At 33.5% G+C, this 18,194-nt stretch carries 13 protein-coding genes and 1 CRISPR repeat array; of the genes, 6 read left to right on the plus strand and 7 right to left on the minus strand.

Going from position 1 to position 18,194, the window contains the following annotated elements; all coding sequences use genetic code 11:
• The first annotated feature begins 555 nt into the window (after window positions 1-555).
• Window positions 556-1,635: a CRISPR direct-repeat array (repeat unit 36 nt; unit sequence GTCGTAATCCCTTATTAATCAGGGCACTATTCGGAC).
• Between the two features lie 720 nt (window positions 1,636-2,355).
• The 6 genes from mnmA to K6343_00595 are packed head-to-tail and all read left to right on the plus strand — an operon-like array spanning window position 2,356 to window position 9,705.
• Entirely contained in the window at window positions 2,356-3,372 is a 1,017-nt protein-coding gene (gene mnmA / locus K6343_00570) for a tRNA 2-thiouridine(34) synthase MnmA (GenBank protein MEF3244468.1), read from the plus strand.
• A gap of 20 nt (window positions 3,373-3,392) precedes the next feature.
• Entirely contained in the window at window positions 3,393-4,454 is a 1,062-nt protein-coding gene (locus K6343_00575) for a hypothetical protein (GenBank protein MEF3244469.1), read from the plus strand.
• A gap of 3 nt (window positions 4,455-4,457) precedes the next feature.
• The gene (locus K6343_00580) at window positions 4,458-5,429 is read left to right on the plus strand and encodes a hypothetical protein (protein ID MEF3244470.1); all 972 of its coding nucleotides are present in this window, start codon (window positions 4,458-4,460) and stop codon (window positions 5,427-5,429) included.
• 16 nt (window positions 5,430-5,445) lie between these two features.
• The gene (locus tag K6343_00585; GenBank protein ID MEF3244471.1) at window positions 5,446-6,171 is read left to right on the plus strand and encodes a hypothetical protein; all 726 of its coding nucleotides are present in this window, start codon (window positions 5,446-5,448) and stop codon (window positions 6,169-6,171) included.
• Window positions 6,158-6,697, plus strand: coding sequence for a TIGR00725 family protein (locus K6343_00590; GenBank protein ID MEF3244472.1), 540 nt, complete (start codon window positions 6,158-6,160; stop codon window positions 6,695-6,697). Before K6343_00585 ends, K6343_00590 begins: the two co-directional genes overlap by 14 nt.
• Window positions 6,694-9,705, plus strand: a complete 3,012-nt coding sequence (locus tag K6343_00595; protein MEF3244473.1) for an SMC family ATPase — start codon at window positions 6,694-6,696, stop codon at window positions 9,703-9,705. Before K6343_00590 ends, K6343_00595 begins: the two co-directional genes overlap by 4 nt.
• An 11-nt stretch (window positions 9,706-9,716) precedes the next feature.
• Here K6343_00595 and K6343_00600 read toward each other — a convergent pair whose 3' ends face one another.
• From K6343_00600 to K6343_00630, 7 genes are all read right to left on the minus strand, one after another.
• Complete coding sequence (locus K6343_00600; protein MEF3244474.1) at window positions 9,717-10,574, minus strand: sugar ABC transporter permease; 858 nt, start codon at window positions 10,572-10,574, stop codon at window positions 9,717-9,719.
• A 5-nt stretch (window positions 10,575-10,579) separates the two neighbouring features.
• Window positions 10,580-11,539, minus strand: a complete 960-nt coding sequence (locus K6343_00605) for a sugar ABC transporter permease (GenBank protein MEF3244475.1) — start codon at window positions 11,537-11,539, stop codon at window positions 10,580-10,582.
• Between the two features lie 56 nt (window positions 11,540-11,595).
• A complete protein-coding gene (locus K6343_00610) occupies window positions 11,596-12,804 on the minus strand; it encodes a maltose ABC transporter substrate-binding protein (GenBank protein MEF3244476.1) in 1,209 nt (402 codons plus the stop codon).
• Window positions 12,805-13,251: 447 nt separating this feature from the next.
• Window positions 13,252-14,748, minus strand: coding sequence for a histidine ammonia-lyase (gene hutH / locus K6343_00615; protein ID MEF3244477.1), 1,497 nt, complete (start codon window positions 14,746-14,748; stop codon window positions 13,252-13,254).
• On the minus strand, window positions 14,732-15,451 hold the full coding sequence (locus tag K6343_00620; GenBank protein ID MEF3244478.1) for an HAD family hydrolase: 720 nt from the start codon (window positions 15,449-15,451) through the stop codon (window positions 14,732-14,734). Before K6343_00620 ends, hutH begins: the two co-directional genes overlap by 17 nt.
• Window positions 15,451-16,107, minus strand: a complete 657-nt coding sequence (locus K6343_00625; GenBank protein MEF3244479.1) for a TrkA family potassium uptake protein — start codon at window positions 16,105-16,107, stop codon at window positions 15,451-15,453. Before K6343_00625 ends, K6343_00620 begins: the two co-directional genes overlap by 1 nt.
• Window positions 16,108-16,117: 10 nt before the next feature.
• Window positions 16,118-17,470, minus strand: a complete 1,353-nt coding sequence (locus K6343_00630; protein ID MEF3244480.1) for a TrkH family potassium uptake protein — start codon at window positions 17,468-17,470, stop codon at window positions 16,118-16,120.
• Window positions 17,471-18,194 lie beyond the last annotated feature (724 nt).

The following is an 18,194-nucleotide window of genomic DNA, read 5'->3' on the forward strand; positions in this document are numbered from 1 at the left end:
TAATAAAAAAAATAAAACAGAAAAGATTCTTCATCTTCTTATGCTTTACTTGACTTCGTAAAGAAGAAGAGTGCATAATGACTACAAGGTGTCATTCTGACGAGCAAACGTAGTGAGTGAGGAAGAAACTCATCCTTTGCCTTTGGGTGGAGTTGTAAGGAAGGGTAGTTTCCCTCCTCAATTAATAATCCCTTATTAATCAGGGCACTATTTTAATATCGAAGGGGTTAAAAGACCCCCTTCGAACTTCCCCCTATAATTTCAAACGAAGTAAGGAATCTCTACTTTTATTCTTTTTTGTGTTTTCTTTAGTAGCCTTGAGGGGGTGTCCCCCTCAAATATGAGATCCTTCGTCGCTATCGCTCCTCAGGATGACAGGGAAAAGGGAATCAGGATAACAGTATGGGAGTCATTCTGACGAGGCGACTTTTGCCGAGGAAGAATCTTGCAGTTTATCCTATGTTGTCATTCTGACGAGCAAACGTAGTGAGTGAGGAAGAATCTCATCCTTTGCCTTTGGGTGGAGTTTTGAGGAGGGGTAGTTTCCCTCCTCAATTAATAATCCCTTATTAATCAGGGCACTATTCGGACAAAATGGATATTGAAATTGTGAAAGTAGAATATGAGGACTGTCGTAATCCCTTATTAATCAGGGCACTATTCGGACTTGGGAATACGATGGAGATATATTGAACGATCTAGAAAGTCGTAATCCCTTATTAATCAGGGCACTATTCGGACAATAAAAGATGAAGGTGAAAATACAAACTATTGAAGAGGGTCGTAATCCCTTATTAATCAGGGCACTATTCGGACCCCGTGAGGGGGTACAAATAACCGCCCCCCTACTTAAGGTCGTAATCCCTTATTAATCAGGGCACTATTCGGACTTGAGGAAGAAATGTGAACTTTCGCAACACGCTACGAAAGTCGTAATCCCTTATTAATCAGGGCACTATTCGGACCAATTGCGTAAACCAAATCTGATGTTCCCATCTTTGTCGTAATCCCTTATTAATCAGGGCACTATTCGGACAAAGGAAAGGAGGTGAAAATATGGTCGAAACAATAATGTCGTAATCCCTTATTAATCAGGGCACTATTCGGACCGACTATTTAAGGATCTATAAGTATCAATTCCTCCAATTCCTAGTCGTAATCCCTTATTAATCAGGGCACTATTCGGACCGCTGCTTCTAGAAAGCAGTGAAGAAAAGCTTGGTATTACAGTCGTAATCCCTTATTAATCAGGGCACTATTCGGACCACCTCTTCCGAGGTGGTTTCGATAATCGGACACCCGTCGTAATCCCTTATTAATCAGGGCACTATTCGGACGTGATTATCACTTCAATCATAAAGATTCTAGGAACATTAGGTCGTAATCCCTTATTAATCAGGGCACTATTCGGACTTAACAAGTTTGTTTTTTAAAAATCCTGGAGAAAAAAGTCGTAATCCCTTATTAATCAGGGCACTATTAGGACTATCGCTTGATTTTAATCTCATTTTGGATAATAAAGAGTCGTAATCCCTTATTAATCAGGGCACTATTAGGACAAATTTAAAGGAAGGGAGGTGAAAATATATGGTTGAAGTGGTCGTAATCCCTTATTAATCAGGGCACTATTAGGACAGGGTGGTTTACGAGGCTAATTGTAATCAGCACTTTTTTGCCCTTATTTCGCAAATTTTACAAATTTTTCAGTTGTCAAGGTTTATTTTACATCAATTTTTTAGCATCAGCACAAAGAAGCCTCTTTGCATATATATTATATGCACTTCGCAAAATTAACATACATCAAAAAGCTATCTAACACTGAACTAAAATAATCTTTTTACACTTAATACTATATATATTATACCAAATTCTAAATTTTGCGAAAATGTTTTTTTTTAAATTTATACTTTTTCAATTGCAAAGTGTTTTTAAAATATTCTTTTAACGTAATTATTTACTTATTGTTATAATCCCTTGTTTATTTAAGAACTACTACGGCAAATTATTTATTATTCAAGTGTATAAAATAGCAGCTATATTTAATAGAATATACATAATAGTTTTCTTTTGAATATTTCAATTATAAGGATAAACTAAAACAAAATAATGTTAGAGTTTAAGAAAAGAAGATTCTTTGCTAACACACTTGCTTACGCAAGGAAAATGTTGTAGAATGACCCAAGAGGACTTTGTCTTGTAAGAATTACCCCCTACCACTCCGTCATTAGAAGCACATTTACTTTGCTATAGACTTGTCTTATAATAAAAAACCCAGTATGCCTTACTACAAAGGGTATTTAATTAAGTTCTCTTTGGTTGTGCGCTAATTTATTAAATCTATGGTAAAATTAAAGAATGAAAGTATACGTTGGTATTAGCGGTGGCATAGATAGTAGTGTTGCTGCATATCTTCTTAAAAAAGAAGGGTTTGATGTTATAGGAGTTTTCTTTAAATTAGAAAAAGAAAGCAACCTATCACGCTGTTGTGATATTACTAACGCCCACTTTATTGCGCATAAATTAAAAATCTCTTTTGTTGAGATAGATGTTTCAAGAGAATTTGAAAATTTCGTAAAAGACTACTTTTGGGATACCCTGAAATTAGGTTTCACACCAAATCCATGCGTTATCTGTAATGAAAAAATAAAATTTGGCATAGGTTTTGAGTATGCAAAAAAACATTTTGGAGACGGTTTATTTGCAACAGGACACTATGCAATTATAGAGGATAAGCATCTTAAAAAAGGCATTGACCCAATTAAAGACCAATCGTATATGTTATGGAGGCTAAAAAAAGACGACCTAAATAGATACATTTTCCCTCTCGGGCGTTTTTTAAAAACACAAGTTAAAGAAATTGCCTTTGGTTTAGGCTTAAAAAGTCCAAAAGAGAGCGAAGACCTTTGCTTTATAAAAGGAGATATAAGGGAGTTTATAAAGGAGCATTTGAAAGAAAAAACTGGAAAAATTATAGACAAGTTCGGCACAATACTTGGATATCACAAAGGCTATTACTTTTATACTGTTGGGGAGAGACGTGGCCTTGGTATTTCATACAAAGAGCCTTTATATGTAGTAGATACTGATCCTATAAACAATCTTGTAGTGGTTTCAACGAAAAAAGACTGTTATTTTACTGGGGCAAAACTTACGGATGTAAATATTCTTGAGGAAGTTTCTTTAGATGAAATTTACGAAGCAAAAATACGGTATCAAACAAAACCTGCAAAATGTAGAATTACAAAAGTAAACGATGAATATACTGTAGAGTTTCTTGAAAAACAATTTGCAATTACAAAAGGACAGAGTTGTGTTATCTATAATGGCGATACAGTAGTCATGGGTGGTATTATTAAAGAGGCTATTTTGTAAAATATAATTAGGAGGTAAAAATGAAAATAGCACCAAGGGAACTAATTTGGAAAGATTTTAGAAAGCTTCAAAAGGAACACGATTTGCTAACTTCTCCTGAAGTTGAAGACTTACTTTTTATGCAGACTATTGAGGGGCATGCACACAACGGCCACGGAGAATTCGATAGCAAAAAATTTGTTGATACAACAATTGATGATATCGTCATTGCTCTTGGAAGAGACGCTTTTATTGTCCGATCTTCAAGGCAACTTATCATAGATGAAATCTACGAATTTGCAAGAAGTGTAATGAAAAAAGATATAAGAAGATTCCTTGTAAATAGAGTTGGTGAGCCACTTATGAGAGTGCCACTCTTTCTTGAATTAGAAATTGATCCTGAGGATGTTTTAAGAGGACTTTACCTTGGCGGATTTATGGATGATTTTGAAACAAGAAAACTTGCAAATCAAAAGTTTAATATTAACATGGGTGGAGGAAAGCCTTACCTTATCGATATTAATGTAATGGAAAAGATGAACCTTGATGGAGAAATGCTTGCTCATGGCGACCACGAAGACAAATTAGAAGAATACAGAGAAAAAGGCCTCATTATTGATCCAACGAATGTTGATTTTTTGAAACATACCTATATTAGGTTCCAATACATTAGACACAAAAAGGGGCTTGGTGTTTCAGATGATCTTGCCATGCTTGTTGCAGGAAAATTGTATAGCAAAAGCGCTGCTTTAGGTGTTTATCTTGCAGATGCAATCGATACCCTTGATAAATTCTCACTCCGTTTCTTTGAGCAAGATGAAAACCTTGCCGAAGAAATTGAAAAGAACTTTAAAAATCTTAAACTCACAAAAGATGACGTTTTAAATTTCATTAGGCTTATTGCAATTCCAGAAGGAAAAGAGGAAGAAATACCAGACTCATCCCAGAGATACTTCCTTGAAATAAACAGAGAATACGGAATTTCAACTCTTGAATCCCATTTAAAATACCTTGAAAACGTCCCATACCCTGAGTTTAAAATAGCATTTGAAAGAGTTAGTAATGTAACCCTTTATAACTATGTAGACAAATTATTGGAGTAAAACTTGGGACTTAATAAAGTTTTAGGACAAGAAAAAGCAATAATGTATTTAAGGAAGTTGCTTGAGACAAATAATATTCCCTCAACACTTCTTTTTGTAGGCAATAGGGGTGTAGGTAAGTTTTTTACTGCTTTACAATTTGCAAAAGCACTTAACTGTAAAGTTGAGCCTCTAAACGGGTGTGATAGTTGCAAATCTTGTGTTGCAATCGAAAATAACGTAAGTCCAAATGTAAAAATCATAAAGGACTCACCATTAGGAATTGAAAGCATAAGAGATGTTATTAACTCTTCTTATATGCCAATAAATGGATATAGTGTGAACATTTTTGTCGATGTTGATAGCGCAACAAAAGAGGCCTTTAATAGTATGTTAAAATACCTTGAAGAACCACCTCCAAAGACACTCAACATCCTCATAGCAGAGAAAGAAGAAGCAATTCCTGAAACTATAATTTCAAGATCTTCTATTGTAAGGTTTTCTAAGTTAAGGCGTGAAGTTATTGAAAGAATATTGTCTTCGGATCTTGAAGAAACGGAAGCAAAAAATTTATCTTATGTCCTTAATGGCTCTCTTGAAAATTTAGAGAAATTTAAAAATAGTGAAAATTTTAAAAAAAGAAAGCACCTCATTATGTCATTTTTAAATCTTGTGAAGAAAAACGAAACCGTCCCCACATTTTTACTAAGGTTTAAAGACTATTACGGAGATATTGATAGAGTTACTGTAGAGGATTTTTTAAACGAGGCGATTGATCTTATGGAAGATATTTTATACATTGTCCTAAACAAAGAAACCGATTTTGTAAAAAATATTGATTTACTTGGTTTTATTGCTAATGAATTCTTAAACTTTGACATGAAGATTGTTTATGAAACTTACAAACTCATTGAAAATTCAAAAACAGCAATTTTGACAAATGCAAATCCGATGTATATAATATTAAAGTTGCTTTTTGATATAGAGTATTTATGAAAGGAAGTATTTGAATATGGAAGCAATAAAAGATGAAGTAATACTTACTGGTGTAATGCTAAGAAAAGAAATGAATACTTATTTTGTCCCTAAAGAAGGGTTGAGTTTGTCAATTGGAGATTTTGTAATCATAGAAAGAAATAACATATCAACTCTTGGAAAAGTTGTAAGACCCTTAGTCAAGATGGAAGCACAAAGATTTGATAAGTTAAAAGAACGCTTTGGGACAATGCGCCTTTTAAGAAAAGCTGACGAAAATGACTTTAAATACTTTAAAGATTTAGCTAAAAGAGAGGATAATGCCTTTAAAATCTGCAAGGAAAAAATAAAAACGCATAATTTGCCAATGCATCTTGTTGAAACAATATGGGATGAAAAAGAAAAAGAATTTGTCTTTTACTTTACGGCTTCTTCAAGGGTAGATTTTAGGGAACTGATAAAGGACCTCGTGCAAACTCTCAATTCCAAGATAAAACTCTGGCAGGTAGGTTCAAGAGATGCAATGAAATTTTTTGGTGGTATTGGCCCTTGTGGTTATCCTGTTTGCTGCACTAACTTCCTAAGAGATGTTGAAAGTATAGAGCTTGCCTATGCAAAAATGCAAAACCTTTCGATGAACACTTCAAAAATTACAGGACTATGCGGAAAATTGATGTGCTGCCTTAAATACGAGTTAAACAAAAACGAAACGGTAACTCCTGATAAAATTGAAATAATGGACGTAAAAGATGAGGAAGAATAAAATAAAAGTTGGATTAATTGGGACTTCTGAAAGACCAAATGAGCCTGTATTAGCCTTGGTTAAAGAAATCGCATACAAATTTGGATACCTCACAGCAAAAGAAGGCTTCATACTTTTTACAGGTGGCCGTGATGGAGTAATGGAAGCTGCTTGTCATGGCAATTTTGATGGAAATGGCATTAACGTGGGTATTTTGCCAGGATTTGACTTAACTCAAGCAAATGATTTTGTAACAATTCCAATTTTAACAGGACTTCCTATGGATATGCGCTCACTTATTATGATTCATGCTGTTGATGTTGTTGTTATGATAGGTGGTAAAATTGGCACACTGCTTGAACTCGTTTCAACATACCAAAACGGAAAACCCGCAATTGTTATTAAAGGTAGTGGAGATTTTTCTGACTCAGTTGATAGAATTCTCATTGATGGCATACACTTTGATTCAAGAAAAAACGCCCCCTTATATTTTGTTAAAACTCCCGAAGAAGCCATTGAGAAGATCAAAACAATTTTCAAAATATGATCCCAGAAATCCTCAAAATTAAGGGATTTTTAAGTTATAACGAGGAACAAACTCTTGACTTTAGAAAATTCAATTTGGCGGTAATTTCTGGCGATAACGGACATGGAAAATCATCCATACTTGATGCAATTGTCTTTGCCCTTTTTGGAGTTGCAAGAAGCTTGAAAAGTGATTTGAAAAGTGTTGTAAACAGAAATGCAGACGAACTTAAAATTGAGCTAATCTTTAAAGAGAAGGAAAACATTTATCGCATAAGAAGGAAAATCGGTAAGGAAGGTAAATCTCAGGTTATTCTTGAACAATTTGACCCAGTTAACGAAAGTTTTAAAAATATTAGCGAAAATACCATAAGAGAAACAGACAAAAAAATTGAAAATATTATAAATTTTACCTATGATGCGTTTATTACATCTTCTTTTATCCTCCAAGGTCAGGCAGATTATTTTACATCAAAAACTCCATCTGAAAAGGTAGAAGTGCTAAGAGAACTAATTAATCTTGGCATTTTTGAAAAAGCAAAGAATGTAGCAAAGGAAAGAAGAAAAAACATTGAAGGAAGAGTAGAAGAGATAAAAAACAAGATTAAAGACCTTGAAGAGCACATAAAAAAAGAGGTTGAATTTACAAGTGAACTTAGCAAAATCCAAAGGGAATTGGAAGCGAATTTGTTAAAAGAAAAAGTCGCAAAAGAGCAAATCGGTAGCTTACAAAAACGTTTACAGGAAAAAGAAAAGTTAAAGACTTACATTGAAGGGCTAAATAGAAACATAGAAGAAACATTAACACAACACAGAAAAAAAGAAGAAGAACTCAATGATATTAATAAAAACATAGAGGAATACGACAAAATTCTTCAAGAAAAAGAATCTATAGTAGAAAATTTTGAAAAATTAAAAAAAATTAGAGAAGAGAAAAACATCCTTTCAATAAAGGAAAAGGAGTTTATAAAGCTTACTTCAAATCAAAAGAATATCGAAAGGATTATTGAAGATAAAAATCAACATCTAATAGATAAGATTGAATCGCTTAGTAAAAAGATAAAAGATACAATTAAAAAGAAGGATACAAATGTAAGCGAAAAAGAAGATATTAAAAAGCATTTAAGTGAATTTGAAAGCATCAAAGTGAAACTTGAAGATAATTTAAAAACTTCAACTGAATTACTCAACAAAAAATTAACCGAGTTAGCTTTGCTTAAGGATAGAATTGCTTCTTTAAGAGTTTTAAAAGTTTTGTTTGAGCAGTATCTAAAGGAAGAACAACAGCGTAAAAACAAAGAAAAAGAGGTTAAAAATATCGATAACGATATCCATGATACTACAAAACAAGTTGAAAAATTAAATAAAAGTATTGAAGATTTAGAGAATATTCTTTTAAATGAGGAACCTTTATTAAAGACGAAAAAGGATAATGAACAAGAAATTGCAAAAGTTAAAGAAAATATAAGAATTGAACAAGATAAAATTGACATCATTAGAAGGTCATCTCAACCTGTCTGCCCTGTTTGTGGGCGGGAACTTAACGAAGAACACAAGCACAAAATAGAAGAAGACACTTTTAAGACAATTACGCATCTTAAAGAAAGGCTTGTGTTGGTTGAGGAAGCGCTTAAAGATAGCAAAAAGAAGTTTGAAGATATTGAAAAAAGTAAGATTGAACTAAACAAGAAAAGAATTGAAAAAGAAAGATTAATTGAACGAATTGAAAGTTTAAAAAATAAGAAAAGGGAAGAAGAATTTGAACTAACACAAACTAATTTAAATATAGAAAGCCTTGAAAATAAAATAGGTAATATTGAGGAATTACAAAAAGTAAAGATAGAAAACCTTGAAAAAGAGTTAAGTGAATTGCAAAAAGAAATAGAAAACCTTAATAACACCGTTCAAGCAACAAGGGAAAAACTTAATGAATTAGATAGAAACATTTTAGTTGATAAAACAAATTTGAAGAACATAGAAGAAAACTTTCTAACACTTCAAAAGACTTTAGAAGAAGATCAAAAAGAATACGAAAATTTAGGAGGTATCCTTAAAAATAAAACACACATCTCAAATGAATTAGAGCAACTATATAAAGTAAAAAATGAAATAGAAGTTTTGGGTTTTGATGAAAAATATTTTATTGAGTTGACTAAAAAAGAAAGTGAACTAAAAGTTTTTGAAGATAAATTTAGTAAACTCATCACAGCAGAAGCTACTCTAAAAGAATTAAAAAATACAAGGGAAAAACTTCTAATTGAATTAGAAGATATAAAAAGAAAATTTGAATCAATTAAAAATGAAATAGTTAAGAATAATGAAGTTTTAAAAAACTTTGAATCGGTTGAAAATAAACTCCTTGAAGCACAAAAGGAAGAAACAGAAATTCAAAAAGAAATTTTAGAACTTTCTAATAAAAAGGCAGTTTACGAAAGGGAAATAAGCGAGATTAAGCAATCAAAAAATACTTTGCAAACTTTGGAGCAACAACTTTCTTTAGAAAGTGAGAGGATAACTGTTTTAAGTAAGATTGAGGAAATTTTTGGCAGAAATGGAATACAAATAACTATCTTAAGACAGTTTTTAACAGTCCTTGAGGATGAGGTAAATAGGTTTCTTTTAAAATTAACAGATGGGCGTATGCATATACAATTCAAGACAATTACAGTCGATACAACACATTCAGAAAAGCCAACTCTTGAGATTTACGTTTATGAAGGTGGTTCGGAAAGAAGGTATGAACTTTTATCTGGTGGTGAACAATTCAGAATAAATTTTGCCTTACGTCTTGGGATAGCAAGGTTCATTTCAAAACTGAGATCTGCACCAATCGAAATGCTTGTAATAGATGAAGGTTTTGGTAGCCAAGACGAAAGGGGAAGAAATAACATAATTCAGGAAATTAATTCAATAAGAGATGATTTTAAGAAAATTCTTTTAGTAAGTCATCTTCCTGAAATAAAAGATAATTTTGCTTACGAGATTAAAGTCACAAAAGATGTAAACGGCTCAAGAATTATCCAAGACTAAACTTACCAAATCTAACCTTTTACTGCTCCAAGAGTTAAGCCAGAGACTATGTATCTTTGCAAAAGGAACCATACAACCATTACAGGAATGGAAATAATAAGGGAAAATGCAGCAAATTGTGACCAAGGGGTGTTCCACTGACCCTGCATGTTATACAAAGTCATTGCAAGTGTAAAATTCTGCGGTTTAGTTAAAAACGTCCATGCTAACATCCACTCCATCCAACCATTCATAAACCCAAAAAGAAAAGTTACTGCAAGTGCTGGCACGGAAAGTGGTAGTATAACTTTCAAAAAAGCTTGGTTTCTATCACAGCCATCAACGAGTGCTGCTTCTTCTAATTCCTTTGGCACTGTGTCAAAGTATCCCTTTAAATTCCATATTGCAAAAGGAACAGAGCCAGATGCATAAGCGATTATCAAGCCAAAAAGAGAATTTCTTACATGTAAAAGAGTAAGGATTACAAACAGTGGTGCAAGTGTTGCAGTTGCAGGAAGCATCTGTGTTACAAGAAAAGAGATTAAACCAATATTTCTACCTGGAAAACTGAATCTTGAGAAGGCATAAGCAGCTGTTGCAGCAAGAGCCACTGATAAAAATGCAGTCCCTCCTGCAACAAAAAGGCTATTAAAAAGTAGTTGAACAAACGGCACAGGATATGCTTCGTATGGTTTTTGCAACACCTTCATATAAGCCGATAAAGACGCATTTTTAGGAATAAGTGTAAGTGTGGTGGGCTTCAAAACATTTATTGGATTAAGAGACATGGAAACAATCCATAAAACTGGGAATAATGCAATAATAATCCAAAAAATGATGTATGCGTGTAAGTATAAATGTTTTAACTTTTCTTTTATTTCTTTTTTCATAACTCTTACTCCGTTGCTCTTGTAATTCTGTTTGTAATAAGCGTGATAGCAAGTAAAATAAAGAACACAATTAATCCAAAGGCACTTGCAACACCATACAAGCCCCCAGGGTTAACAATTTTGTATGCTTGTGTTACAAGAATCTCTGTTGTTCCAAGAGGACCACCACCTGAAACAAGATAAATAACATTGAATTGATTGAAAGTCCAAACAATGCCAAGCATAATTGCAGGAAGCATAGCTGACCGAATCAATGGTAAGGTAATTTTGAAAAACTTACCTCTTTCATTAACGCCGTCGATTTCTGCTGCTTCAAAAATTTCGTGTGGGATACTTTGTAATGCTCCCGTTGCAACGACCATCATAAAAGGAAACCCAAGCCAAACATTAGTAATTAGATCCGCGTAGAATGCATAAGATAAAAACGGAAAGATTTTAATAGGGGCATTGGGATTTGTAAGCCAAGGTATTTTTACAGTCATATTGAGGATATTTGAAAGAATCTGATTTACAGCACCAAAATCTACATCAAACATATTTTTCCAAATTAGGGCACTGATATACGATGGAACTGCCCACGGAATTACAAGAAGAGTTCTATAAAATTTTTTTAAAGCTAACCTTGGAGTGTTAAGGGCAACTGCAAGACTAATACCAATCGTCACATGCAAAAATACATTGGAAAAAGTCCAAAAAACATCAAAAGCAAATATCCTCCAAAAATTAAAATTCTCAAGAGGCACTTTATTTGTAAAAATCTTTATAAAATTTCCTAAACCGACAAAATCTGGATGAGGATTTCGTAAATTCGTAATGTTAAAATTAGTAAAAGACATCCAAATCTGATATAAAATTGGAAAAGCAGTTATTAATGCCATTACAATAGCAGATGGAAGAATATAGTAATAAGCAAGCCTATGTCTCCTTAGTTTTTCCCACATACCAATGTCAGATTTATCAATCATCTTTGTCTCCATTTACAAAAAGGGGGCTATACACCCCCTTTTTAATTCTTTAAAACTTACTGACCTCTTGAAGCGTTAATCTTATCTTGAATTGTTGTTTCTGCAGTATTAATAGCATCCTGTGGCGTTGCTTTTGATGCTAATACTGAATCAATTGCTGTTTGCATTGGATCCCATACAGCACCCATTTCAGGAATAATTGGCATTGGAACTCCAGTTTTCATTTGTTCAAGGAAACCTCCAATAATAGGATCTGATGAGGTATCTACTTTAACATTTGATGGAATATGTTTTGCTTTTTCAAAGAATTTTTGTTCAACATCTTTACTTACCATGAATTTAATGAAATCAGCTGCAGCTTTTTTCTGTGTATCGTTAATATTGGCATTCACAAAGAAATCTTTTGTATTTACAAACGGAGCAAAAGGATTACCAGTTTCTGCAAATACTGGCATTGGAGCAACACCAACTTTATCACCGAGTGCCTTTACATAATCACCAACTGCCCAAGGTCCGTTAATAATCATTGCCGCTTTTCCTTCTTTAAACAATGAATCGGCTTTACCGTAATCATTTGCAACGATGAATTTTGGATCGGAAGCCAAATTCTTAAGGAAGGTAAGAGTCTTTACTCCTCCGTCTCCTTGGTTAACAATAGCGTTGTTATTAGAATCAAAAAGTTTCATGCCGGAAGCAAAGAAATACCCTGCAGTGAAATAGAAACCTGAGTTATAAACGAAACCATAGGTATCTCCTTGAGTAATGGAATCAACAAGAGTAACAAGTTCATTTGTATCTTTTGGAAGGTTTTGGACAAGCGATTTATTGTAAATAAGGGCAACGCATTCAGTTGACTCTGGAAATGCCATCATTGAACCATTGAACTTTACTTGTTCGATTGCGCCTGGAACATAGTCTGCAAGGAAAGCTGCATCAAAGTAAGAATCAAGTGATGCAATAAGATTTGCTTTTGCAAAGTTTCCAATCCAGTCTGCAGGTCCTACAAGGATATCTGGCCCACCACCTGCTGCTGCTTCAGTTTGGTATTTGTTTTGTAATTGATCGAATGGGACTTGAAGTTGATTAATTGTAATTTCTGGATGTTGATTTTGATACTCAGTAATTGCCTCATTCAAAACATCGAGTTCTGCACCACTCCAAGAGTGCCAAATTGTTAAAGTAACTGGCTGTGGCTTTGGTTTACAACCAACAAAGAAAGAAGAGACCATTGCAACTACTAACAACACTAGCAATACTTTCTTCATAATCGCCTCCTTATTAAATTTTTTAACTTAAATAAAAAACTCTTAATATATTATATCCAAGTAAAAAAACAAAACAAGATTTTTAGTTGGTTAAGATAACAAAATTTTAAAAATCGCTTTTAAATTCAAGAATTAGCAATTCTCATTTTTTAAGAATTTATTAAAATAAGTTAACTAGCATATAAAATGAGATTGTTCAAACATTATTTGTTAAACAAAAATATAAATATAAATTATTAAAAAAATTTAATAAAATTTTAAATAATACACAATTAAACAGTTATATTTGGCAAAAAAGTGGTAATTTTTTTAGCAAAACTCTTCACAATTTTTTCACAATTTTGCTATAATATATAGCCGATAGATCAAATAATTCTATCAAATCAAATTGGTCAGCAAAGGCCTGCGTTTCCCTCCTCCTTTTCGCAGGCTTTTGCTTTTTTTATTTTAAAGTAGATGTTTTTTGAGGGCATCCTCCACATTACTAACATCGTATGAGAATTCTCTATCTTTGTTAGCAAACGAAACAAGTGCTCTTAATTTTGAAAATATCTCTTCTGTTCCCTTTCCCATGCGTTCTTTATTTTCCTTTATAACCATTTCAAGTGCCTGGGCTCCCACAATAAGTTCAACAGCAACAACCTTTCTAAAATTTTCTAATACTTTCCTAGCTTTTATAACTGCGTTCATACCCATGCTTACAAAATCTTCTTGATCAGCTGAAACTGGTATTGAATCAATACTTGCAGGATGAGACAACACCTTATTCATAGAGACAAGTGATGCTGCAAGATATTGTAAGATCATCATTCCTGACTCAATCCCCGGATTATTTGCTAAAAATGGCTTTAGATACGACAAATTCGGGTTTAAGAGCCTGTTTATCCTTCTTTCTATCATGGAAGATAAACTTGTAAGAATAATTGCATATAGATCCATAAGAAAGGCAAGGGGTTGGGCATGAAAATTTCCACCAGAAACAATAGCGCCATCTTCGAAAATCAACGGATTATCAGTTGAAGCGTTAATTTCCCTTTCAATAAAATTTGAAATGTAATCAAGATTCTCAAGCACTGCTCCGTAAACTTGAGGCATGCACCTAAGAGTATAGGCATCTTGCACGTTCTTTCCTTTATTTACTAAAGTGCTTTCCGAAAGAATATTCATAACTTCTTTACTTACTTTTTCTTGATAAATTGAATTTCTTACTTTATGGATTCTTAAATCAAAAGGGTCAAGTCTACCTAAAAGCGCCTCAAAAGCCATTGAAAACGACTTAAGAGAAATGTTAAATAAGTATTTTGATTCGTAAATTAAAAGTGCAGATATACCAGCCTCAAAAGATGTGCCATTGATGAGAGCAAGACCTTCTTTAGGATAAAACTCATAAATTGGCTCAAAGGAGTAATTACTAAGTTGTGAAGAAAAATCCAGAATTTGGTTATCTTTTACGATTTTTCCTTTTCCTAAAAGAAGAAGGGCGATGTGCGCAAGAGGGGCAAGATCACCTGAAGCACCCACAGACCCAAAAATAGGCACGTAAGGATAAATGCCTTTGTTTAATATTTCAAGAAGTTTTCCTACTACTTCTTTTCTTACACCAGAATAACCTTTTGCAAGGCTATTTGCACGCACAATGATAGCAGCTCTTACCTCTTCTTCGCTTACAACTTCACCTGCACCAGCCGAATGACTTAGAATAAGATTCTCTTGCAATTTTTTAAGATCAGCATTTTTTATAGTCACATCGGCAAGTTTGCCAAAACCGGTATTGATACCGTAAACTGGTTTTCCAAGATTTACAACTTCGTTAACTGAGGCTAATGACTTTTCAATTACCTTTATGCTCTTTCTACTCAATTTAACAGGAGTTTTATTATGGGAGACTGTGTAAATATCATCTATCTTAAGAGTGTTTCCATCAATCTCAAGAAAATTTTTCATTTAACACCTTATCAAGTTCACTAAAACTTCTTATAAACGGTTCTACGGGAATGTTATCCATTCCGTTTGCATAAAGAATGGCATTAAACCCGTAGTTTTTTGCACCTAAGAAATCAAGGTTCACAGAATCACCAATGTGGACGATTTCATTTTTAGGTAAGTTTAAAAGTTTTTGGGCTATTTCAAAAACAACTGGGTCAGGTTTTCTTGCACCAATTTCATCAGAAAACACAAAATATTTAAAGCAATCTTTTACCTCATACATTTCCATGATCTTCAAAAGAACTCTCCCTGGTGTTCTGCCTGTGTTAGAAATGAGGACAAGGGTATAAACATTACTTAGTTTCTGTAAAACTTCTTTTACTATTTCTTCTGTGAGTTTTGGAGGAATTTCAAGAATCACATTCTCGTAGTAATTCAAAATATCTTTAAATTCTTTTTCGTTTACCGAGATATGGAGATATTCTTCAAAAAGTTTCTTTAACTGGTTTTCAGGCAGAATCGACCAGTAGTTTTCTTTAGAGGGGTGTTTAAAGGCTTCGTTTAAATCTTTAAAAAAAGTTATTATTTTTTCAGTTGCATTACTTTTTAGCCCTAATTTTTCAATAATGTAATGGGCTCTCTTAAAGTCTCTATCTTTTTCAGTTGTATACACGTCTTTAATAATAGTTTCCCAAAAATCAATTGTAATTGCTTTTATCATTATCCAAATGTTTCCTTAAAATTGGTTATATCTTCTGTTGTTCCAACCAAAAATACAACGTCATTTTCAAGAAATCTTTCATCTGCTTGGGGTGAAACGATAACTTTATCGCCTCTCCTTATAGCAATAACAGTTATCCCAAACCTATTTCTTAAGGCTAACTCTTGAAGAGATCTCCCAATAAGGTCTTTTGATAAAACTTTGTATTCAACAAGATCAACTTCGGGTGTTATCTCAATATAATCAAGAATGTTTGCAAAAACAACTTTGTTTGCTATTCTAAAGCCCATGTCCTCCTCTGGGAACACTATCTCTTTTACGCCAATTTTTTTCAATACCCTTCCATGGATTTGAGAATTTGCTTTAGCAATGATATGGTGAATGCCAATTTCCTCAAGGATTAGGGCAATAAGAACACTTGACTCAACATCTCCTACTGCAACAATAACGGTATCACAATTCTTTATTCCAGTTGCTTCAAGTGCTTCTGGATTAGTTGCATCAACAATTTCTGCAAAAGAAACTCTATCTTTAATGGAGCTTACTACCTCTGGGTCGTTATCGATTGCAAGCACAGGATAACCTAATTTTTCAAGGTTAATTGCAACTGCTGAACCAAATTTTCCTAAACCAATCACACCAAATTGTTTTCTCATTGATCCCTCCCTATCCTACTGCGATATCCTCTTCTGGATATTGTGGAAGTGCCCTTTGTCTTGCAGTGCTGATACTTAGTATAACTGCAAGAGGACCAACTCTTCCTATAAGCATTGTAGCAATAATAATTAATCTTGAAAAGTTTGACAGTTTTGGAGTTATACCTGTTGATAAACCTACAGTTCCAAAGGCTGATACAACTTCAAATAATACCTGTAAAAAAGTGAAATCCTCACCTTGATTTATTAAAATAAGCAAAGTAGAGGAAAGGATAAGAAATAGACTAAAACCAAAAATAAAAATTGCTTTTTTGATAGTTTTTTGTGGAATAGTTCTTCCAAAAATCACAACAGAAGCATTTTCCTTATAAGAAGAGATAAGTAAAAATAGTACAACAGTAAAAGTGGATGTCTTTATACCGCCACCAGTGCCACCAGGAGAAGCACCAATAAACATAAGAAGCATAATAATTAACTGAGTAGTTTGATAGAGTTTTCCTATATCTACAGTTGCAAAGCCTGCTGTTCTTGGGGTGATAGATTGAAACATACTTGCAAGAAATTTTCCTCTTTCTGTAAGTTGACTGAGTGTATTCGGGTTTGAGTGCTCAAGCAAAAAAATAAGAATAAAACCACTTATAATTATAATAGATGTTGCACTTAAAACGATTTTTGCATGTAGCGATAGTTTTTTCAAATTATCTCCTTCAAGACGGGCTTTAAAAAAATCAAGTAGTTCTCTAATAACAATAAAACCAATACCACCAATTACAATGAGAGACATAATCACAAGATTAATAGTTAAATCATTTACAAACATCATAAGACTTTGAAAGTTACCCATTAGGTCAAATCCTGCATTGCAAAAAGCCGAAACAGCATGGAAGATAGAAAACCATACCGCCTTTAAAAAAGGAAACATCTTTATAAACCTAAAAAATAGTATTACTGCGCCTGTTCCTTCTACTATAGCCGTTGTAAGCAAAACTATTTTTGCAAAAATGACTATTCTCTTAAGATTTGGAACGTTTAAGCCTTCCTTTAAAATAAATCTTTCTTTTAATGCGATACGCCTTCTAAAACCAAGCAAGAAAAGAGTTGCTATAGTCATATACCCAAGGCCACCTACCTGTATGAGGATGAGTATTACAAGCTGTCCAAAATTAGACCAATAGGTGTAAGTATCCACAACTACAAGGCCTGTAACACAAGTTGCAGAAGTTGCAGTAAAAAGTGCAGTAACAAAATTGGTAAATTGTCCGCTTCTACTTGATATAGGGAGCATAAGAATTATCGCTCCAGTTAGGATTACCAAAACAAAACTAATAAATACAAACTGAACTGGCGTTAAACGTTTTTTCATAAGTTTACAACGTATATTATATCTAAACTCAGATAAAAATAAATAGTTTTAATAGTTTTGATGTTTTTTTAGGTAAAACAACTTCAAAAGAATAATTGGAAACGTAATGCTTCTATTGGTTGTTTAATATAGAAGAGGTTAAAAAACCCACTTTCTAACTTCCCCACCTACTTACGCAATATTTTCCTTGCATAAGTAAGTGCGAAGCCGAAGAATCTCATCCGTTTACCCTGTATTGTCATTCTGAGGGCGTAAGAAGTGAAGAATCTCCTCCGTTTATGGTTTTTCATTACTTGGGGGAGCCTTAAGGGGACCCTTTTCACCCCATCAAATATAAGATCCTTCGTCGCTATCGCTCCTCAGGATGACAAGGAAAAGGGAACCAGGATGACAAGAGAAAGGGAACCAGGATGACATGATGGGAGTCATTCTGACGAGGCGACTTTTGCCGAGGAAGAATCTTGCAGTTTATCCTATGCTGTCATTCTGACGAGCGAACTTAGTGAGTGAGGAAGAATCTCAAATTAAAGAAGGGTCAGCTCATCTCCTTGATTAAAAATCCCTTATTCATTAGGGCACTATTTTAATGTCAAAAGGGTTAAGATCCCTTTCTAACTTCACCTGTGTTATTCCACAAATGAGTTCAGTTGTCAAGGTTCAATTTACATCACTTTTTTCACTACCTGAAAGAAGTGTCTATTAATATATATAATCTTCACTTCGC

Source organism: Caldisericaceae bacterium, assembly GCA_036574215.1.
GTDB lineage: Bacteria > Caldisericota > Caldisericia > Caldisericales > Caldisericaceae > Caldisericum.